Annotated in this window: 18 protein-coding genes and 1 rRNA gene; 13 read left to right on the forward strand and 6 right to left on the reverse strand. The window is 68.5% G+C overall.

Annotated features, from left to right (window positions below):
* Nucleotides 1-20: 20 nt before the first annotated feature.
* Nucleotides 21-1,592 carry an FAD-binding oxidoreductase gene (locus tag OG588_RS23530; protein ID WP_405949031.1) on the forward strand — a complete coding sequence of 524 codons (1,572 nt, stop codon included), beginning with the start codon at nucleotides 21-23 and terminating at the stop codon, nucleotides 1,590-1,592.
* A gap of 346 nt (nucleotides 1,593-1,938) precedes the next feature.
* Here the strand turns inward: OG588_RS23530 and OG588_RS23535 are convergent, their stop codons facing one another.
* The 3 genes from OG588_RS23535 to OG588_RS23545 form a co-directional block, all read right to left on the reverse strand.
* Nucleotides 1,939-2,646: a phosphatase PAP2 family protein gene (locus OG588_RS23535; protein ID WP_405949032.1), complete on the reverse strand. Its 708-nt coding sequence runs from the start codon at nucleotides 2,644-2,646 to the stop codon at nucleotides 1,939-1,941.
* Between the two features lie 166 nt (nucleotides 2,647-2,812).
* A complete protein-coding gene (locus OG588_RS23540) occupies nucleotides 2,813-3,757 on the reverse strand; it encodes an NlpC/P60 family protein (RefSeq protein ID WP_405953192.1) in 945 nt (314 codons plus the stop codon).
* Nucleotides 3,758-4,000: 243 nt separating this feature from the next.
* Nucleotides 4,001-4,786, reverse strand: a complete 786-nt coding sequence (locus tag OG588_RS23545) for a trypsin-like serine peptidase (RefSeq protein WP_405949033.1) — start codon at nucleotides 4,784-4,786, stop codon at nucleotides 4,001-4,003.
* Between the two features lie 232 nt (nucleotides 4,787-5,018).
* Here OG588_RS23545 and OG588_RS23550 point away from each other — a divergent pair, with 232 nt between their 5' ends.
* Entirely contained in the window at nucleotides 5,019-5,348 is a 330-nt protein-coding gene (locus OG588_RS23550; protein WP_405949034.1) for a DUF397 domain-containing protein, read from the forward strand.
* A complete protein-coding gene (locus OG588_RS23555; protein ID WP_405949035.1) occupies nucleotides 5,341-5,724 on the forward strand; it encodes a VOC family protein in 384 nt (127 codons plus the stop codon). The genes OG588_RS23550 and OG588_RS23555 overlap by 8 nt, the downstream gene beginning before the upstream one ends.
* Here the strand turns inward: OG588_RS23555 and OG588_RS23560 are convergent.
* On the reverse strand, nucleotides 5,721-6,671 hold the full coding sequence (locus tag OG588_RS23560) for an oxidoreductase (protein ID WP_405949036.1): 951 nt from the start codon (nucleotides 6,669-6,671) through the stop codon (nucleotides 5,721-5,723). The genes OG588_RS23555 and OG588_RS23560 overlap by 4 nt on opposite strands.
* Before the next feature lie 99 nt (nucleotides 6,672-6,770).
* On the opposite strand from OG588_RS23560, the gene OG588_RS23565 reads away from it, so the two are divergent.
* The 10 genes from OG588_RS23565 to OG588_RS23610 all read left to right on the forward strand — a co-directional run bounded on the left by OG588_RS23565 (nucleotide 6,771) and on the right by OG588_RS23610 (nucleotide 18,698).
* Nucleotides 6,771-7,373 (forward strand): TetR/AcrR family transcriptional regulator, encoded by a 603-nt coding sequence (locus OG588_RS23565; protein ID WP_405949037.1) that lies wholly within the window; start codon nucleotides 6,771-6,773, stop codon nucleotides 7,371-7,373.
* The gene (locus OG588_RS23570) at nucleotides 7,370-7,828 is read left to right on the forward strand and encodes a hypothetical protein (RefSeq protein WP_405949038.1); all 459 of its coding nucleotides are present in this window, start codon (nucleotides 7,370-7,372) and stop codon (nucleotides 7,826-7,828) included. Before OG588_RS23565 ends, OG588_RS23570 begins: the two co-directional genes overlap by 4 nt.
* Nucleotides 7,829-8,190: 362 nt before the next feature.
* Entirely contained in the window at nucleotides 8,191-9,552 is a 1,362-nt protein-coding gene (locus tag OG588_RS23575; RefSeq protein ID WP_405949039.1) for a peptidase S8, read from the forward strand.
* A 336-nt stretch (nucleotides 9,553-9,888) separates the two neighbouring features.
* Nucleotides 9,889-11,202 (forward strand): peptidase S8, encoded by a 1,314-nt coding sequence (locus OG588_RS23580; RefSeq protein ID WP_405949040.1) that lies wholly within the window; start codon nucleotides 9,889-9,891, stop codon nucleotides 11,200-11,202.
* A gap of 372 nt (nucleotides 11,203-11,574) precedes the next feature.
* On the forward strand, nucleotides 11,575-11,883 hold the full coding sequence (locus OG588_RS23585; protein WP_019065418.1) for a hypothetical protein: 309 nt from the start codon (nucleotides 11,575-11,577) through the stop codon (nucleotides 11,881-11,883).
* Between the two features lie 180 nt (nucleotides 11,884-12,063).
* Nucleotides 12,064-12,909, forward strand: a complete 846-nt coding sequence (locus tag OG588_RS23590) for a hypothetical protein (protein WP_405949041.1) — start codon at nucleotides 12,064-12,066, stop codon at nucleotides 12,907-12,909.
* Entirely contained in the window at nucleotides 12,899-14,224 is a 1,326-nt protein-coding gene (locus OG588_RS23595) for a hypothetical protein (protein ID WP_405949042.1), read from the forward strand. Before OG588_RS23590 ends, OG588_RS23595 begins: the two co-directional genes overlap by 11 nt.
* The gene (locus OG588_RS23600) at nucleotides 14,221-15,780 is read left to right on the forward strand and encodes an SCO6880 family protein (protein WP_019065415.1); all 1,560 of its coding nucleotides are present in this window, start codon (nucleotides 14,221-14,223) and stop codon (nucleotides 15,778-15,780) included. Before OG588_RS23595 ends, OG588_RS23600 begins: the two co-directional genes overlap by 4 nt.
* Before the next feature lie 7 nt (nucleotides 15,781-15,787).
* Nucleotides 15,788-17,221, forward strand: a complete 1,434-nt coding sequence (locus OG588_RS23605; protein WP_019065414.1) for an ATP-binding protein — start codon at nucleotides 15,788-15,790, stop codon at nucleotides 17,219-17,221.
* A gap of 16 nt (nucleotides 17,222-17,237) precedes the next feature.
* A complete protein-coding gene (locus OG588_RS23610; RefSeq protein ID WP_405949043.1) occupies nucleotides 17,238-18,698 on the forward strand; it encodes a type IV secretory system conjugative DNA transfer family protein in 1,461 nt (486 codons plus the stop codon).
* A gap of 24 nt (nucleotides 18,699-18,722) precedes the next feature.
* Here the strand turns inward: OG588_RS23610 and OG588_RS23615 are convergent, their stop codons facing one another.
* Together OG588_RS23615 and rrf are read right to left on the reverse strand one after the other, a co-directional pair.
* Nucleotides 18,723-19,268 (reverse strand): GNAT family N-acetyltransferase, encoded by a 546-nt coding sequence (locus OG588_RS23615; protein ID WP_405949044.1) that lies wholly within the window; start codon nucleotides 19,266-19,268, stop codon nucleotides 18,723-18,725.
* 71 nt (nucleotides 19,269-19,339) lie between these two features.
* Nucleotides 19,340-19,456: ribosomal RNA gene (gene rrf / locus OG588_RS23620) — 5S ribosomal RNA — on the reverse strand.
* Between the last annotated feature and the right edge of the window lie 31 nt (nucleotides 19,457-19,487).

Below are 19,487 nucleotides of genomic sequence, written 5' to 3' on the forward strand. Positions count from 1 at the left end.
GTAACCCCACAGGAGGCGAAATGGAACGGCGTTCGTTCATAGGTGGCGGCGTGGCCGCGATAGCGGCGGTCGCGACCACCGCGTGCAACGGCAAGAACACCGGCGGCGGTGACTCGTCCGCCACGGCGTCCAACGCCTCCACCTCGACGAGCACATCGGGTCTGCGCACCACCACCGCGGCCGCCGCGGCCAACTGGGCCGCCCTGGCCCGTGAGCTGGACGGCACCCTGGTCCGCCCCGGTGACGCCTCCTGGAAGACGGCCCACCAGCTCTACAACACCCGCTTCGACTCCCTGAAGCCGGCCGCGGTGGCGTACGTCGCGAACCCCGACGACATCCGCTCGGTCCTCTCCTACGCCCGCGCCCACAACATCCGCGTCGCGATCCGCAACGGCGGCCACTCCTACGCCGGCTACTCCTCCGGCGACGGCCGCCTGATCGTCGACGTGTCGAAGCTGAACAAGATCCGGGCGAGCGGCTCCTCCGCGGTCGTCGGCGCCGGCGCCAAGCTGATCGACGTGTACCGGGGTCTCGCCGCGAAGGGCGTGACCATCCCCGCCGGTTCCTGCCCGACGGTCGGCGTCTCCGGCCTCACCCTGGGCGGCGGCCACGGCGTGGTCTCCCGGGCCTACGGCCTGACCTGCGACAGCCTCACCCAGGCCACGCTGATCACCGCCGACGGCAAGCAGCTGGTCGCCAACTCCACCGAGAACAAAGACCTGTTCTGGGCGCTGCGCGGCGCCGGCAACGGCAACTTCGGCGTGGTGACGGAGCTTCAGTACAAGACCCACCCCGCACCCCAGGCCGTATCGGGCTATCTGACCTGGCCGTCGTCGATGGCGGCGGCCGTGGTGAAGGCCTGGCAGGAGTGGGGCCCGGACCAGCCCGACGAGATCTGGTCGTCCTGCCACCTCACGAACACACCGGGCGGCACCCCCAAGGTCTCGGTGGCCGCGTTCTCCCTGGGCACTTACACCGAACTCCAGAACGCGGTCGACAAGCTGGCCCACCTGGTCGGCGGCAACGCGACGAGCGTCTCGCTGAAGCGGCACACGTACGAGGAGTCGATGGAGGCGTACGCGGGCTGCACGTCGTTCTCGACGGACGCCCAGTGCCACCTGCCCGGCTCGACCCCGGGCCGCTCCCCGCAGGGCGCGCTGGCACGGGAGACCTACGTGGGCCGCTCCGACTTCTTCGACCGCTCGATCTCGGCCACGGGCATCCAGACGATGCTCAACCAGATGAAGGCGGTCCGCGGCAACGCGGGCGACATAGCCCTGACGGCCCTCGGCGGCGCGGTCAACCGCGTCTCCCCCACAGCAACGGCCTTCGTCCACCGCCGCTCCCGCATCCTGGCCCAGTACCTGGTCTCCTGGCCCTCCGGCACAGCCGGCACATCGGCCCAGTCCTGGCTGACGTCCTTCCACAACGCCATGAAGCCCTACGCCTCCGGCGCCGCCTACCAGAACTACACCGACCCGACCCTCACCAACTGGCGCAAGGCGTACTACGGCGACGCGGCGACCCGCCTGACGACTCTGAAGAAGCAGTACGACCCGAATCACTTCTTCACGTACCCGCAGGGGCTCTAATCAGCGGCGGTCCGGCAACACCGTAAGGGGCGCGGGACTGCATCCATCTGCGGCTCCACCGCGCGGGCACGACCACCCAGAGGCAACCAGCCAGCCACGGCCCGGCAACCCCCTAAGGGGCCCGGGACTGCATCCATCTGCGGCTCCACCGCACGGGCACGACCCCCAAGGGGCAACCAGCCAGCCACGGTCCGGCAACCCCCTAAGGGGCGCGGGACTGCATCCATCTGCGGCTCCACCGCACGGGCACGACCACCCAGAGGCAACCAGCCAGCCACGGCCCGGCAACCCCCTAAGGGGCGCGGGGAACTGCGCGACCAGCCACAACGGACCCGCAGCCGACGAACTAAGCCGCGAGGTCCCGCTCCTCCGTACCGGACGACTCAGCCCGCGCCCCCGGAATCAACGCATCCCGCCCCACCCGCCGAGCCCCGGCCGACCGAACCATCCACCCACCCCACGACGACCCCTCGACCGCCTTGAGCACCGGCGTAAGCAAAGCCATCGCAACCGGCGAGAGAAGCAGAGCCACAGCCGTACCCAGCGCGAACCCACCGACCACGTCGGTCGGATAGTGCACGCCCATATAGACCCGGCAGAACCCCTCCAGCAGCGCCACCCCGATCCCCACCAGCCCGAACCGCCGATCCGCGACGAACAACGCGACGCCCATCGCCATGGTGATGGTCGCGTGATCGCTGACGAACGAGTAGTCGGTCTTCCCGGAGATCAGCACATCCAGCCCGGTGTGGTCGAGGAACGGCCGGGGCCGCTCCACGAACCCACGAATGGGCACGTTCACAAGCACAGCGAGCGCGGCAGCGACCGGCGCCCACACCAGCGCGGCCACAGAGGACGCCGCATCCTCGTCCCCCCGCCGCCGCACGGACCACCAGCAGCACACCACCAGCAGCACCATCGCGACGAGCAACCCGTACTCACCGACGAACTCCATGCCCCGGTCGAACCAGTGCGGCGCGTCCTTGGCGAGTCCATTGATGTCATAGAGCAGATCGACGTCGGGATTCGACCCGGATTCGGCGAGTACAGCCATGGTGCTGCGGCTCCTTCGTCGTAGTTCCGGACGCACCTCTCGTGCGCATTACTGAACAGGAACGCACGGTCCCGCTTAATACGTTCCACCCTCTACCGAATGATCACTCAGACGTTATCGAAGAGAGACTCATCGCCGCAGCTCAGGGGGTGGGTTCACGCTCGGTTCACACCGTCGTGGGGAGCGCTTTCGCGCCATCTTCGGTGACCCGGGTGGCACCGAAGTAATCGGGGGTGTCAATGGGGTCGAACCGGATCACAGCACCCGTCCGGGGTGCGTCGATCATGTACCCGCCGCCGACATAAATCCCCACATGCCGGATGGCCCGTGAATTGGTCAGGTCGTCCGAGAAGAACACCAGATCTCCCGGCAGCAATTCGGCCCGCTGCGGATGGGGTCCCGCGTTGTACTGATCGTTCGCGACGCGCGGCAGCGTGATCCCCGCCTCGGCGAACGCGGCCTTGGTCAGCCCCGAGCAGTCGAAGCGCCCGCCCTGGTCGGCCGTACCGTTCCCGCCCCAGAGATACGGCGTACCGAGCTTGGTCTGGGCGTAGGTGATGGCGGTGGCGGCCTGCTCGGAGGGATCGACCCGGCTGACGGGCGCGGCAAAGCTCTGCGAGAGCGTCGTGATCGTCTTCACGTAGTTCTTGGTCTCGGAGTACGGCGGCACGCCCCCGTACTTGATGACCGCGTACGCCCCCGCGTTGTACGAGGCGAGCATGTTCGCGGTCACGTTCCCCGGCACGTCCTTCACATACGAGGCGAGCTCGCAGTCGTAGGTCGCGGCCGACGGAATCGCGTCATTCGGATCCCATACGTTGCGTACGCCGTCGCCGTTGCCGTCGATCCCGTGCGTGGCCCAGGTCCCGGGGATGAACTGCGCTATCCCCTCGGCCTTCGCCGGGCTCTTCGCGTTCGGGTTGAACCCGCTCTCCTGGTACAGCTGGGCGGCGAGCAGCGCGGGGTTGAGGGCGGGGCAGAGGTTGCCCCACTTCTGCACGAGCGCCGAATACGCCGCCGGCACCGCGCCCTTGGCGAGCGCGACGCTCCCGCCGCCGGCCCCGTTCACGAGGTTCCCGGCGACGAGGTAGACCCCGACGACGAGCAGCATCACAAAGCTGAGCCCCAGCCCAACCGCGACCCCACCGGCCACCCATACTTTTCGCACGGCTCAACCCTCCCCCATGTCAGCCCTGTTCAAGGCCATTTCGGGGCAGGGTGGCGGCATTTCGCCGTGCTTCCACCACATCTGACGCGTATGCAGCGCGTCGCCGGAGCCTCGCACCGCTCCTTATTACGGGTCAGTCGTCACGATTACGGGGCAGTCGACATGACTACAGGTCAGTCGCCACGATTACGGGTCACTCGTCGCGTCCTTGTACAACTCGGCCGCCTCTTTCCCGAACACGACGCTGTACGAGATGTCGGGCGTCAGTCCGCCCTGCTCGTGCCCGCCGATGACGCCCACGACCTGCTCGTCGCCGTTCACCCAGGGGCTGCCGCTGGTGCCGCCGGTGAAGCCGGGGCAGTCGATGCGCTGCTGGGTGCTGCTGTGCTGGGTGGGTTTGTTGGTGCAGCTGATGGGCTGGTCGGTGGCGGAGGGATACCCGGTGACGGTCACGGCCGTGGCCCCGGTCGCCATCCCGGTGGTGAACCGGTCGGCCCCGACGACGTCCTCGATATTCTTACCGCCCACCTCGACGACCGTGGCGAAGCCGATGTCGCTGTCCTCCGCCTGCCCCTTGGACCACCCGTCCGGCAGGAACCGCTGCTCGATCTTCCACACCCCGTACGGCGCCCTGCCGTCCCGGTATCCCGGCACGAACACGTCACCGGGGTCGCCGTCCAGGCAGTGGGCCGCGCTGACGATGAGGTCGTGCCCCGCGCTGTGCACCACGGACGCGGTGCAGTGGTGCCCGCCGGCCAGGCTGGTGGCATGGGCCGCCCCGAACAGGGCGCCCACCCGGGCGCTCTGCTTGCTCGCCACGGTCACGGTGGTCACACCGAAGGGCCCGGGACCGTCGTCGGCGGTCGCCACGGACGCGGAGGTCAGCGCCAGCGTCACCACGGCGACGAACAGCGCGTACCTACGGTTGCCCGCGAGGCGAGCGGAACGGGAGATGCCTGAGCTGCGCTTCATCGGCTCCCACTTTGTCCCACGAAGGTGAGAAAGGACGTCGACGTTTGCTGAGATTTCGCTGTGAACGGCTCATTCCATGGCACGCGCGATCGCACGTTCGGGGCTTCGTCCGGCGGTCAGACCACCGTACTGTCCCCCCGTCCCTCCCGCCTCTCCTGCGTCTCTCCTACGCGATACTCAAACCCCTTCCCGCACTCGACAAACCCATTCCCCACTCGCCGAAGGAATCCCCGTGTCTGACATCCCCCCCGACCTCACCTGGGAACGAGCCGCCCCGCCGGACGCCACCGGCCCCGGCCCCTGGATCGAGCTCGCCTTCGGTGAGGGAGACGACGGCGAGGCCCCGGTCTACATCCGCGAGACCAGCGACCCGGAGAACGTCGTCACCACCAACCGCCGCAAGTGGGACGCCTTCGTACTCGGCGTACAGGCAGGCGAGTTCGACCACTTCGTGGAGGGCGTGGAGGACGCGACGGACACAACAGCCGCGGAAATGACGAACACAACAGCCCCGGACATCACGGCAATCGAGCCGGATACGCCGGATGCACCGGATGCATAGAAGCCGCGTCTTCGCCCTCCTGATCGACACCCCCGGCCCGGAGGCCGCCGCAGCGGCTGCCTTCTGGTCGGCGGCACTCGGCACTCCCGCGGAACCGGTCCCCGGAGAGGAGCAGTTCACCACGCTCCACGAGGCAATCCCCGGCCTGGTCACGGCGGTTCAGTCCATCGACGACCCCAACCCGCGCTTCCACATCGACATCGAAACGGACGACGTGGAAGCGGAGACCGCCCGCCTCCTCACCCTCGGCGCGACCGAGACCGCCCGCTGGCTGGAGTGCCGGGTCCTGCGCGCCCCCGGCGGCCACCTGCTCTGCGTCCTGCCGGTGCACAGCGCCCCGGCCGTGTTCAACGCCCAGGCACGCACCTGGAGTTAGCTCGCGGCGCCCACGAGCGGGAACACCGCCCCGGTGAGCTCCTCCGAAGCCGTCCACAACCGCTCCGCCGCCGCCACATCACTCGCCGCCGTACTCCGCCCCACCAGCGTCGGCGCCCCGCGCATCTCCATCGGCCCGCTCGGGCCGACGAAACTCGCGCCCGGAAGATCCTGGGTCGCCGCGAAGAGCGTCGGCAGGGCGCCGCCCTTGTCGTCCTGGGCGACGACCTTGTTGCCGACGGCCATCAGCACGCGCGAGACCGGGTTCGCCGTATGGCTCTGGAGGTTGGTCGCCGCCCAGCCCGGGTGGGCCGCGAGGGAGCGGACGTGTGAGCCCGACTCCGTGAGCCTGCGCTGGAGTTCGAGGGTGAAGAGCAGGTTGGCGAGCTTGGACTGGGAGTACGCGCGCTGTGGGGCGTAGATGCCGTCCAGGTTCAGGTTCTCGAAGTGGATGAAGCCGTCGCCCATCCGGTGCGCGCCGGAGGAGACGGTCACCACCCGGTCGGTGATGTACGGCAGCAACAGGTTCGTGAGGGCGAAGTGGCCCAGGTGGTTCGTGCCGAACTGCATCTCGAAGCCGTCACGCGTCCGCCGCTCGGGGAGCAGCATCACGCCCGCGTTGTTGACGAGCAGGTCCAGCGGCCCGTCCCACCCCTCGGCGAACTCCCGCACGGACGCCAGATCCGCGAGGTCCAGCCGCCGCACCTCGGTACTCCCGCTCACCTTGGCCGCCGCGGCCCGCCCCCGCTCCAGGTCCCGTACGGCGAACACGACGTGCGCGCCCGCTCGGGCCAGCTCGGCGGCGGCCGCGAGACCGATCCCGCTGTTGGCACCGGTGACGACGGCGATACGCCCGGAGAGATCGGGAATCCGCCCCGCATCCCACTTGCCCTCGCTCTTCCTCTTGCCCTTACCCGTGCCGCTGATGGTCTTGTCCGTCTTGTCCATGCCTCCCAATGTAGGCAACGCCAACAATGCTGTCAATGACAACAATGGTGACGACGACAACAATGTCGGCATCGACAACATCGGGATACGATGGCTGGCATGCCTGTACGCCCCTATCACCACGGAGACCTGCGCCAAGCCCTCCTCGCGAGCGCGGAACGCACCCTGCTGGAGAAGGGGGTCGCGGCACTGTCCCTGCGCGAACTGGCCCGGGACGTAGGCGTCAGCCACGCCGCCCCCGGCCGCCACTTCAAGGACAAGCAGGCCCTGGTGGACGCCTTGGCCCTGACGGGCTTCGAGCGCATGGCGAGAGAACTGACCGCCGCGGACCACCCCGACCTCCCCCTCGAAGCCCGCCTCACCGAACTGGCCAGGACCTACGTCCACTTCGCGGTCTCGAACGCCGAGCTGCTGGAGGTCATGTACTCCCGCAAGCACGACCCGGACATCTCCGAGCAGCTCCGGGCGGCGGTGGACGGCACGACAACCCAGTTCGTACAGATCGTCATCGACGCCCAGGAGCGCGGCGAGATGATCCCCGGCGCTCCTTGGACCATCGCCTTCACCATCGGCGCCGCCCTCCACGGCACGGCATCCTTCGCGGCCCAGGGCACCCTCACCCCCGAGGCCGCGGTGGCCGACATCCCCGCCCTGGTCCACCACTTGCTGAGCGGCCTCAAGCCCCGCGAGAACGAGCAGTGAGCGACAACTACTTGACGCTCATTCCGACCGACCCGTACTGGCAACCCGGCCGGGCCGCCGCGCATCACGCCAAGGCCGCCCTGTCCGCCCTGCTCCCCGACGCCGACGCCCGCCGCGGCCTGGCAGCCAGGTGGCACGACACCGTCGAGGTGGTCCACTGCGGCACGAACCTGGAGACGATCCACTGCCCGCACTGCGGCACGGATTCCGACGCCTGGTGGGCCGACGCCGTCCAGGAGCGCTACGCCGAAGGCTTCTCCACCCTCCTGGTCACGCCCCCCTGCTGCGACACCGAGACATCACTCAACGACCTGACCTACGACTGGCCGATGGGCTTCGCAAGCTTCAGGATCGAGGCCCTGAACCCCAACCGAGACCGGCTCACCAAGCAGGAACTGACCTCCGTCACAGCGGCAGTCGGGCACCCCCTGCGCCAGATCCTCGCCCACTTCTAACGCCCCCACCCTCATGCCCTCAGGGGCGCGGGACCGTACCGACATGCGGCTCCGCCGCGCGGGCACACCCAGCCCCCACCCACCCGCACCCCGAACCCGGCCCCACCCCCAGTCAACGCGCGTCCCACTGTGGATTTCCCGTGGAGACAGTCAAGCCCGAGCCATCCCCACCCCATCCCGCAGCCACTGATCAGCAATCCCCCAACCCCCTTGAGTAACGCGGAAGTCAGAATTCCGGAACCCACCTTGTTGTCACGTACTCAACAAGAGATGGTCATCGCGGGCCGCCGCCCCCACCGGGAACCTCACCGGTGGACCCCCCACCCGCAGGCCTCTGCCCACCTCTCTCTGGAGGCTGTACGTTGCGTACGACACCCCCCAACTCCCCCCACATACGCGGCAACTGGCGCAGACTCGGCTCCGCCGCCACCGCGACCGCCGCACTCCTGCTCGCCGGACTCGGCACCGCGGCCCACGCGAGCGCCGCCACCACCCCCCACAAGGCGACCGCCAAGACGATCGCCGCACAGGTCGCCAAGGCCCATGTGCAGTACGAGAAGGCCGCCTGCGGCGCCACCCCGAAGAAGGGTTTCGCCGCCTGTAACGCCCTCCGTGTCACCGGCGGCACCACCGCCTTCATGGAGAAGCAGGCCGCGCTGAAGGGCATCGCGCCCAAGACCATCTCCCCGAAGGCCGCCTCGGACGACCCCACCGGCTACGGCCCCTCGGACATCCAGTCCGCCTACGGCCTGGCCGACGCGGCGGCCGACAACGGCTCCGGCGAGACCGTCGCGATCGTCGACGCCTACGACGACCCGAACGCCGCCGCCGACCTCGCCACCTACCGCTCGTACTACGGCCTTTCGGCCTGCACGGTCGCCAACGGCTGCTTCACCAAGGTCAGCCAGACCGGCTCGACGACCTCCCTCCCCACCGCCGACAGCGGCTGGGCCGGTGAGGAGTCCCTCGACCTCGACATGGTCAGCGCGACCTGCCCGAACTGCAACATCCTCCTGGTCGAGGCCAAGTCGGCGAGCGACGCCAACCTCGGCACCGCGGTGAACGAGGCCGTCAAGCTGGGCGCGAAGTTCGTCTCCAACTCCTACGGCGGCTCGGAGTCCTCCTCCGACACGTCGTACGACACCTCGTACTACAAGCACGCGGGCGTCGCCATCACCGCCAGCGCGGGCGACGAGGCCTACGGCGCCGAGTACCCGGCCGGCTCCCGCTACGTCACCGCCGTCGGCGGCACGAAGCTCTCCACGTCCTCCAACTCCCGCGGCTGGACCGAGAGCGTCTGGAAGACCAGCAGCACCGAAGGCACCGGCTCCGGCTGCTCCGCGTACGACGCGAAGCCCACCTGGCAGACCGACACCGGCTGCACCAAGCGCATGATCTCCGACGTCTCCGCCGTCGCCGACCCCGCCACCGGCGTCTCGGTCTACGACACCTACGGCGACGACGGCACCGGCTGGGGCACCTACGGCGGCACCAGCGCCTCCTCCCCGATCATCGCGAGTGTCTACGCGCTGGCCGGCACCCCCGGCACCAGCGACTACCCGGCGTCGTACCCCTACGCCGCGGCCGGCACCTCCGCCCTGAACGACGTGACGAGCGGCAACAACGGCGCCTGCTCGACGAGTTACTTCTGCACCGCCGGCTCGGGCTACGACGGGCCGACCGGCTGGGGCACCCCGGAGGGCGTGTCCGCCTTCACCGGCTGACCGCACTCCACTCCGTAAGAACCTCCCCGTCGGGTCACGGGGAGCCGCCGGCAGAGGGGGACGTGGGGTCCCCTCGGCGGAGCAAATGGCAACGGGCCGCGGCAACCAGCCGCGGCCCGTTCGCCGTTCCGCAGCCCCGACTCCCATGAAAAACCTGTGGGTTTGGTAAAGGGCCAGACCCTGTTCGGTAAGCCGGAAGTCAGGATTCCAGCAGCCCCTTGTTGTCGCGTACTCAACAAGAGATGGTCATCGCGGGCCGCCCCCCACCGCCGGGGAAACCGCACCGGCGACACGCACCCGCACCGCCCCTGTTCCACCGACTCAGGAGGCTGCACCTTGCGTACCACGACCCCCAACTCCCCCCACACGCACGGTAGATGGCGCCGCATAGGGTCCGCCGCCGTAGCCACCGCCGCACTCGTCTTCACCGGCCTCGGCACCGCCGTACAGGCCGACGCGGCATCGAGCGCCACCACCTCCACCGCGGTGACCTACGCCGCGACCCCCTGTGCGACCCCCAAGCACACGGGCGACCTCACCTGCAAGTCCTACCGCGTCACCGGCGGCCTCACCGCCTTCCAGAAGATGCAGGCCGCGAAGACGGGCATCACCCCCAAGGCCGCGGACGCGACGACCCCGTCCGGCTACAGCCCGACCAACCTCCGGTCCGCCTACGGCCTGACCTCCGCCGCCGCCTCCAACGGCTCCGGCGAGACGATCGCGATCGTCGACGCGTACAACGACCCGAACGCCGAGGCCGACCTCGCCACCTACCGTTCGTACTACGGCCTTTCGGCCTGCACGACGGCCAACGGCTGCTTCAAGAAGGTCAGTCAGACCGGCTCCACGACCTCCCTCCCCACCAGCGACGCCGGTTGGTCCGAGGAGATCTCCCTCGACCTCGACATGGCGAGCGCGATCTGCCCGCTCTGCAACATCACCCTCGTCGAGGCCACCAGCGCCAGCTACGTCAACCTCGGCACGGCGGAGAACGAGGCCGTAACCCTGGGCGCCAAGTTCGTGTCGAACTCCTACGGCGGCTCGGAGTCCTCCTCCCAGACGTCGTACGACACCTCGTACTACAACCACGCGGGCGTGGCCATCACCGTCTCCTCCGGTGACAGCGCCTACGGCGCCGAGTACCCGGCGACCTCCCGGTACGTGACGGCCGTCGGCGGCACCAAGCTCTCCACCTCCTCCACCACCCGCGGCTGGACCGAGGCCGTCTGGCGCACCTCCAGCACCGAGGGCACCGGCTCCGGATGCTCCGCCTACGACGCCAAGCCCACCTGGCAGACCGACACCGGCTGCACCAAGCGCATGGAGTCCGACGTCTCCGCCGTCGCCGACCCGGCCACCGGCGTCTCGGTCTACGACTCCTACGGCGTCACCGCCGGCTGGTACACCTTCGGCGGCACCAGCGTCTCCGCCCCGATCATCGCCGGCGTCTACGCGCTGGCCGGCACCCCGGCCAGCGGCACCTACCCGGCGCAGTACCCCTACGACTACGCGGGCACCTCGTCCCTCAACGATGTGACCAGCGGCTACAACGGCTCCTGCTCGACGGCGTACTTCTGCACCGCCGAGACCGGCTACGACGGCCCGACCGGCTGGGGCACCCCGGAGGGCATCTCGGCCTTCGCCAACTGACGGTGACCTGCCCCCCACCCTGAGCTGATCCTCCGTCACATGACGTGCCACAGTGGGTCGTGGGGGCCACACCTGGCACGGGAGAACGGGCCGCGGCATCCAGCCGCGGCCCGTTCATCATGAGAACATCAAGGCGAACCCAATCCAGTAAACAGGGGCTAACGACCAAACCACGGACAGGTTCCGATCCGACTTCATTGCCCGGCGTTACCTACCGTGATACACAGAGTGACCGTACGGTGTATTCGTACGAAACCCGCCAATCAATGACGCCAAGTCGACATCCGACGGCGCCTTTGTCGGCGACAATGATGCCTGACCTCTGCGCACCTGCAGGGGATGCGGAACTACCCACCAGGGGCGGTGACTTACATGCTCTTCGCGGCCGACAAGGGAGACATCAACACCATCATCGGGGGGATCGCTCCGGACTGGGGCCCCTTCGGCAGCCTGGGTAACGAGGCGAAGGTGATGATCGAGGTCGTGATGGCGGTCGCCATCCTGCTCTGCCTCGGTATCGCCGTATGGGGTGCGGCCAAACAGCGCATCGGCGCGACGGCGCTCCGCGACACCTTCAGCGCGGAACAGGGCAAGGGACTCATCGTCGCCGGCCTGACCGGCGTCTTCATCATCGGCTCCCTCGGCACCCTCTTCACGATCGTGTACGGCATGGCCGTGTAGCCGTCCGACCGGAGCCCCCTCCTCGTCTCCCCACCCCTCCACTCCCCCGCCCGTCGTGCCCACCGGCTGAGGTTGCGTCTCCCTGATGTCGAGTCACCACTCCGCGCCCGCGCGGGAACCAGCACGGCTACCGTCGTACTTCCAGGTTTTTCTGGACGACGGCGAAGGGGCGTACCCGGCATGAGTCCCGGAGACGAACACGAGACCTCCGGCGGTTACGGCGGCACCGGCCAGACCCGCACCCGCCTCCCCCAGGGAACCGGCGGCGACATCTACGGCGGCGCCCGCCGCGGCACCAGATCGTCCTCCTCCAAAAGCCTGGTGACGGTCGTCGCAGTCGTCGTACTCCTCATTGCCGCAATCGCCTTCGCGAACCGCGGAGACGGCACTTCGTCCTCGAACGACAGCACCACGTCAAGCGGTTCGAAGCCGGACGCAGCGTCCACGGCAGCGAGCGGGACGAAGCCGGTGGAGACGAAGACCGGGGGGATTCCGTCGGGGTTCGCGCATACCGAACAAGGCGCGCAGTCGGCGGCGGCGAACTACTCCGTGTCGCTGGGCTCGACCGGCATGTTCCAGAAGGAGATCCGGCACTCGCTCGTGAACTCCCTCTACACGTCCGCTGCCGCGAGCAAACTGACGGGCCCGATGGATCAGGCCTACTCGGCCGACTTCCTCAGCAAGCTGGGCCTCGACGCCAACGGCAACGCACCGACCGGCAGCACGTTCGTCTCCCGCGTGATCCCGGTGGGCACGACGGTCCAGCAGTACAGCGACAACGCCGCGAAGGTCGCGGTCTGGTACGTGGGTCTCATCGGCATGTCCGGGCAGACCTCGACCGACCCCGTCACCACCTCGTGGAAGACCTGGACCTTCGACCTCCAGTGGTCCAACGGCGACTGGAAGATCGTCACGGACTCCCAGAAGGACGGCCCCGCCCCGGTACCCGGCGACGACACCGCCGCCACCTCGGACGAGATCAGCAAGGCCATCGACGAGTACGGAGGGTTCACTTATGCCCGGTAACCCGCAACGCGTACTCAGGCTCGCCGGAGCCGTGGCCGCCGTACAGACCTCGCTCGTGCTGCTGGCCACCCATGCCGTCGCCGCGACCCCCAGCCCGTCGCCCTCGGCGTCCAAGAGCTCCGACTCCTGCAAGCTCATCGTCGGCGAGGCCAAGAAGTACTGCGAACGCACCAACGAGAAGAGCACCACCACCCCCAGCACCACCGACACCCTCGACCCCCTCTCCTCCCTGGGAAAGGGCTGCGCCGAAGCCGCCTCCTGGACCATCGACAAACTCAGCGACGCCGTCAAAGAGACAGCGAACGTCGACTTCACGAACCCCAGGTTCCTTCAGCAGTACGCCGTCGTCTTCGCCGCGTCCACGATCCTCACCCTCCTCCTGTGGCTCCTCGCGGTAGCCAAGCGCGCGGTCCGAGGCGTCCCCCTCACCACCGCGATCTCCGAAGCCATCGGCTTCCTCTGGCTCACAGTCATCGCCTCCGCGTTCACCCCCCTGATCCTGTACACCGTCGTCTCCGCCACCGACGGCATCACAGAGGTCCTCGCCAAAACCACCGGCAACCAGACGGACACCTTCTTCGGCAACTTCTCCGGCGCCCTCGCCAAGGGAAACAACATCGGCGGCGGCCCGATCATGCTGATCGTCGTCTCCCTGGTCAGCATCCTCGCCGCCGGCATCCTCTGGCTGGAGCTCGTCATCCGCGCCGCCCTCCTCTACGTCGGCGCCCTCCTCGGCACCGTCGTCTACGCGGGCCTCGTCGACAAGAACCTCTGGGGCCACGTCCGCCGCTGGGCCGGCATCATGATCGCGGTGATCCTGGTCAAACCGGTCATCGTGATCGTGCTGGGCCTGGCCGGCGCGCTGTCCACCGCCGACGGCCCGGACTCGTTCTCCGCCGTCGTCTCCGGCCTCGCGATCATCCTGCTCGCCATCTTCGCCAGCGCGATGATCTACCGCTTCGTCCCCGGCTTCGGCGACGAGATCGCCGGCGGCCGCAGCAACCGCATCATGCAGGGCGCCGAGGGCAAGGCCGCCGCGGTCATCAGCTCCCCGGCCACCATGGTCGCCCAGGGCATCAAGACCCACAGCTCCCGCGCGAACGACGGCGGAGGCGGAGGCGGCCAGTCCTCGTCCGGCGGCGGCGCCCGCCCGTCCAACCCGATCTCCGGCGGCGTCGCGGCCCACAGCAGCCGCCCGTCGAGCGGCGGCGGCGGAGCAGTCCCCTCCGCCGCACCCCCGCCCCGCCAGAGCCCGACGAACACCCCCCACGCCAGCAACGCCCGCAACAACCGCACGGGAGGTGAAGGGCGTTGACGACAGAGTCCCACCTGTCCCATCCGATCACGCCCCGCCGGACATATCTCATCGGCCGAGCCCGGCCGAACGCGATCGTCGGCAAGAATCGCGAGACCGGCGAGATCGCGCTCATCATCCTGGGCGCCTTCCTCGGCATGATGAGCGGACTCCTCGTCCCCGTCCTGTCCCTGCGCATCGTGCTGCTGACGGGCTTCCCGATGCTCGCGCTGATGGCGGTCTACGTGCCGTACAAGCGCCGTACGTTCTACAAGTGGTTCGAGATCAACCGCAGTTACAAGCGAACCCTGCGCAACGGCACGACGTACCGCTCCTCCGTCATGGAGGCCGGCGTCCACCTCGACGGACGCGAGGTGGAGATCGGCCCGCCTCCGGGGATCGGCCGCATCAACTGGCTGGCCGCCCCCTTCGGGCCCGACGAGATCGCCGTACTGCTGCACGCCGACCGCCGTACGGTCACCGCGGCGATCGAGATCGAGGGCCCGGGCGTCGGCCTGCGCGACAGCGAGGACCAGGAGGCCCTCGTCGACCGCTTCGGCACGCTCCTCAAGCACGTGGCGAACGGCGACGGCTTCGTCACCCGCATCCAGATGCTCGCCCGCACGCTGCCCGCCGACCCGGACGCGCACGCCAAGGACGTGGCCCAGCGCGGCGACGAGAAGTCACTGAGCTGGCTCCAGCAGTCGTACGACCAACTCCAGTCGATGGTGTCCACCAGCAGCGAGCAGCACCGCGCCTACCTCGTCGCCTGTATGCACTTCACCCGCGAACTCTCCGCCGAGGCCCACGCGATGGCCCGCGCGTCCCGCCCCCACGCGGGCCGCAAGCTCGACCGCGACGCGGGCCTCGCCGTCGTCATGGCCCGTGAACTCACCGACATCTGCTCTCGGTTGCAGGAAGCGGACATCCGCGTACGACAGCCCCTGGGCCAAGGCCGTCTCGCCTCCCTCATCCACTCCATGTACGACCCGGACCACTCCATCGACCACCTCCAGGCGATGACGAAGCGCAACGCCTGGCCGGCCGAACTCGACGCCATGGAACCGACGTTCCTTCAGGCGAAGACCCGTGAGTCGTCGACCCGCGAGCCGTGGTGCCACGCCACGGCCTGGGTGAAGGAGTGGCCGATGACCCCCGTGGGCGTCAACTTCCTTGCCCCGCTCCTCGTCCACACCCCGGACGTCATCCGCACGGTCGCCGTCACCATGGACCTCGAACCCACCGAGGTCGCCATCGAGCGCATGCTGACCGAGAAGACGAACGACGAGGCCGACGCCTCCCGCGCCGCCAAGATGAACCGCACCGTCGACCCCCGCGACGTAGCCGCCCACGGCCGCATGGACCAGCGCGGCGAGGACCTGGCGAGCGGCGCGGCCGGCGTGAACCTGGTCGGCTACATCACCGTCTCCTCCCGCAATCCCGAAGCCCTCGCGCGCGACAAGCGCACGATAAGGGCGTCCGCCGGCAAGTCGTATCTGAAGCTGGAGTGGTGCGACCGCGAGCACCACCGCGCGTTTGTGAACACATTGCCGTTCGCCACCGGCATCCGGAGGTAGGGCTCAGATGCGGGATCCGCTGTCCGTCCTCACCGACGCCTTCACGTCCTTCCTCTTCGGAAAGATCGAGTCCACCCGCCTCCCCGTCCGCACGTCAACGGGCCAGGCCCAGGCGGTCTACCTGCCCACGGCCGCCCCCGGCCTCGGCGACTCGGGCGTCATCATCGGCCGCGAGGTCTACTCCGGCAAGGGCTACATCTACGACCCCTTCCAGCTCTACGGCCAGCAACTCCCGGCTCCCCACTGGCTGGTGCTCGGCGAGTCCGGCAACGGCAAGTCGGCCCTGGAGAAGACGTACGTCCTACGCCAACTGCGCTTCCGCGACCGCCAGGTGGTCGTCCTGGACGCCCAGGGCGAGGACGGCGTCGGCGAATGGAACCTGATCGCGGAGGAGTTGGGCATAACCCCCATCCGCCTGGACCCAACCGCCGCCCTGGACATGGGAATCCGCCTCAACCCGCTCGACCCGGCGATCACGACGACGGGCCAACTCGCCCTGCTCCGAACGATCATCGAGGTGGCGATGGGCCACGGCCTCGACGAACGCTCCGGCTTCGCGCTGAAGGTGGCGCACGCCTACGTCAACGAGACGATCGTCGAACGCCAGCCGGTCCTCATGGACATCGTCGAGCAACTACGGCACCCAGAACCGGAGTCGGCCGAGGCGATGAACGTCGCCATAGACGACGTGCGGGCCTGGGGCCTGGACGTCGCCCTCGTCATCGACCGCCTGGTCGACGGCGACCTCCGCGGCATGTTCGACGGCCCGACGACGGTGGGCATCGACCTCGACGCCCCCCTCATCGTCTTCGACCTGTCCCACATCGACCGCAACTCCATCGCCATGCCCATCCTGATGGCGATCGTCGGCGTCTGGCTGGAACACACCTGGATCCGCCCCGACCGGAAGAAGCGCATCTTCCTGGTCGAGGAGGCCTGGCACATCATCAACAGCCCCTTCGTGGCCCAACTCTTCCAGCGCCTGCTGAAGTTCGGCCGCCGCCTGGGCCTGTCGTTCGTGGCGGTGGTCCACCACCTGTCGGACGTAGTCGACGGAGCCGCGGCCAAGGAAGCCGCGGCGATCCTGAAAATGGCGTCGACGCGAACGATCTACGCCCAAAAAGCGGACGAAGCACGCGCCACGGGGCGGGTGTTGGGCCTGCCACGCTGGGCGGTGGAGATCATCCCCACCCTCACCCCCGGCATCGCGGTCTGGGACGTCAACGGCAACGTCCAGGTGGTCAAACACCTGATCACCGAGACGGAACGCCCCCTCGTCTTCACCGACCGCGCGATGACCCAGTCCTCGCGCGAACACGACCAGGAAGTGACGGACGACGCCCTGCGCGCCGCCGAGTTGGAGGCCGAGGAACGCGCGGCGGCCTTCATGGAACAACAGTTGAGCGATCTCGACGGCTCCTCCGAGTCCACGGTGGCGTGAACGGCGGTGGCATGACATGAGACCGGACGACGGTGGACGCGAGCGCCAAGGGGGCATCCCCGACGGCCTGTTGGTGGGCCTGCTCGCGTTCCTCATCGGCATGACGCTGCTGGTGTGGTCGGCCACCGGCCTGGCCGCCCTGTTCTCCAAGGGCGGCTGGCCGACCGGCGTGACCTTCGCCCGCACCCCGATGGCCATGCGCCACCTGATCGCCCAGCCCCACGACATCACCGGCGCCTGGCCCCAGTCCCCAGCCGCCGAGTTCTCCGGCTACGGCCTCTTCTGGGGCCTGTTCATCGGCGAGTTGATGATCCTGGTCGTCCTGACGGTGTTCGTGATGGGCACGCTGGCGAGATGGCGGGCGGTACGGGCGAGAACACGGGCGAAGGCCCTGGTGGTCCCGCCCCCACCGGAGCCCCAAGAGGTACCGATACAACGCCCGGAACCACAACAACAGCCGCAGCCGCAGCCGCAGCCGACGGTCGTCCTTGAACAGGCGCCCCCTGCACCGCACTTCGGGACCTCTCTGTCCAACGGCGAACGGGTGGGTGGGTGGGAAAAAGTCTTTCTGGCGACGGCGGAAACCCGCCAGACCACAGCCACCCAGGCCGTACGGGACGCGGAAGGCCCAGCCCTGGTAGTCACGTCAAACCCCGCCGTCTGGCAGGACACCAAGGACGCCAGAGCCAAACTGGGCCCAGTCCTCCTCTACGACCCCACCCACCTCTGCGACACCCCGGCCCGCCTCCACTGGTCCCCCACAACGGGCTGCGAGGACAAATCAACGGCGGTAAAACGAGCCGCCGCCCTCCTCACCCCGGTAAGACCCACAGCGAAGATCGACCAGGCGGTAGCGGACACAGCCGAAATACTCCTCCGCAGCTACCTGCACGCCGCCGCCATCGACGGCCGCACCATCCGCCACGTCCACCGCTGGTCCCAGGGCACCCAGATCCAGGACGCGGTACGAACCCTCCGCACGAACCCCAAGGCGGCCCCCGGCGCGGCCGGCGAACTGGAGGCGGCTCTCACGTCCCACCCCGAACGCCGGGACATCGCCCAGGAGTTGACGAGCCGCGCCCTGTCCGCCCTCTTCACGGTCAACATCCGCGAGGCGTGCACACCCAACAGAACTGACGCGCTCTCCTTGGATTCCTTCGCGAACGAAGGGGGCACGCTTTATCTGGTCGGTGAATCCATCGAGGACCCCCGTACGACCCCGGGCGCGATGCCTCTCCTCACCGCCCTCGCATCAAGCGTGGTCGAGCGCGGCCGGCACATGGCCGAACGGTCATCGGCCGGTCGCCTCGACCCACCAATGACCCTTGTCCTGGACGACATCGCGGCCGTGGCCCCGCTCCCCCAACTCCCGGAGCTCCTCGCCACAGGCGCGGACCGAGGCCTGCCGACCCTGGCCCTCCTCCGCTCCAGAGAACAGGCCAGGGCCCGCTGGCCCCACCACGAACTACCGGTCTAGCAAAGGGACTTACGGCATCAACGGCTACGGCCGCTCGACCGCCATCTCCACCTCACGCTCGTCCGGGTTACCGGCCAACGGCACGACGACGCCCGTAGGGACGAACCCGACCTTGCCGTAGAACCGCCGAGCCCGCTCGTTGTCCTCATGCACGATGAGCCGCACCCGCTCGACCCCACGTCCCCAGGCCCACTCCAGAGCCGCGTCGAAGAGCACCTCGGTCAGCCCGATACCCCTCGCTTCCGGCCGCACGAACACCCCGACGATGTGCCCCTGCTTCCGCTCGACGTCGAAGCCGGCCCAGTCGACCGCCCCGGCCTCCTCAAGCAGCACGGTCGCCGTACCGACCCACTCCCCCTCCGGCCCCTCGGCAATGACCTGCTGAGCCTTCTCAGCACCTTCAGCAGCCCCTACGGCCCGCTCCTGGTAGAAGGAGTCCGGCCTGGCCAGCGCTTCGTCATAGGTCTCAAAGAAGGCAAGGTGCGCGACAGGGTCCTGCAGGGCAACGAGCCGCAGCTCCCTCGCCGCGGCCCACTCGTCGGCGCGTATCGAACGGATCTTGTAGTTCATGGCAGCAACGGTAGCCTAAACGCAGAAAACCCCCGTACCGGATTAACGGTACGGGGGTTTTCGCAATATTTGTTCGGCGGCGTCCTACTCTCCCACAGGGTCCCCCCTGCAGTACCATCGGCGCTGTAAGGCTTAGCTTCCGGGTTCGGAATGTAACCGGGCGTTTCCCTCACGCTATGACCACCGAAACACTATGAAACAGACAACCGCACCACACCC

The sequence above is a fragment of the Streptomyces prunicolor genome (assembly GCF_045162825.1).
Classification (GTDB): Bacteria; Actinomycetota; Actinomycetes; order Streptomycetales; family Streptomycetaceae; genus Streptomyces; species Streptomyces prunicolor.

Excerpts from the sequence above, each read along its gene's own strand:
- OG588_RS23610 (WP_405949043.1), top strand. The coding sequence starts at position 17,238 with ATGAGACCGGACGACGGTGGACGCGAGCGCCAAGGGGGCATCCCCGAC.
- OG588_RS23590 (WP_405949041.1), top strand. The coding sequence starts at position 12,064 with ATGAGTCCCGGAGACGAACACGAGACCTCCGGCGGTTACGGCGGCACC.
- OG588_RS23605 (WP_019065414.1), top strand. The coding sequence starts at position 15,788 with ATGCGGGATCCGCTGTCCGTCCTCACCGACGCCTTCACGTCCTTCCTC.
- OG588_RS23560 (WP_405949036.1), bottom strand. The coding sequence starts at position 6,671 with ATGGACAAGACGGACAAGACCATCAGCGGCACGGGTAAGGGCAAGAGG.
- OG588_RS23585 (WP_019065418.1), top strand. The coding sequence starts at position 11,575 with ATGCTCTTCGCGGCCGACAAGGGAGACATCAACACCATCATCGGGGGG.
- OG588_RS23540 (WP_405953192.1), bottom strand. The coding sequence starts at position 3,757 with ATGCTGCTCGTCGTCGGGGTCTACCTCGTCGCCGGGAACCTCGTGAAC.
- OG588_RS23545 (WP_405949033.1), bottom strand. The coding sequence starts at position 4,786 with ATGAAGCGCAGCTCAGGCATCTCCCGTTCCGCTCGCCTCGCGGGCAAC.
- OG588_RS23535 (WP_405949032.1), bottom strand. The coding sequence starts at position 2,646 with ATGGCTGTACTCGCCGAATCCGGGTCGAATCCCGACGTCGATCTGCTC.
- OG588_RS23565 (WP_405949037.1), top strand. The coding sequence starts at position 6,771 with ATGCCTGTACGCCCCTATCACCACGGAGACCTGCGCCAAGCCCTCCTC.
- OG588_RS23615 (WP_405949044.1), bottom strand. The coding sequence starts at position 19,268 with ATGAACTACAAGATCCGTTCGATACGCGCCGACGAGTGGGCCGCGGCG.
- OG588_RS23555 (WP_405949035.1), top strand. The coding sequence starts at position 5,341 with ATGCATAGAAGCCGCGTCTTCGCCCTCCTGATCGACACCCCCGGCCCG.
- OG588_RS23530 (WP_405949031.1), top strand. The coding sequence starts at position 21 with ATGGAACGGCGTTCGTTCATAGGTGGCGGCGTGGCCGCGATAGCGGCG.
- OG588_RS23595 (WP_405949042.1), top strand. The coding sequence starts at position 12,899 with ATGCCCGGTAACCCGCAACGCGTACTCAGGCTCGCCGGAGCCGTGGCC.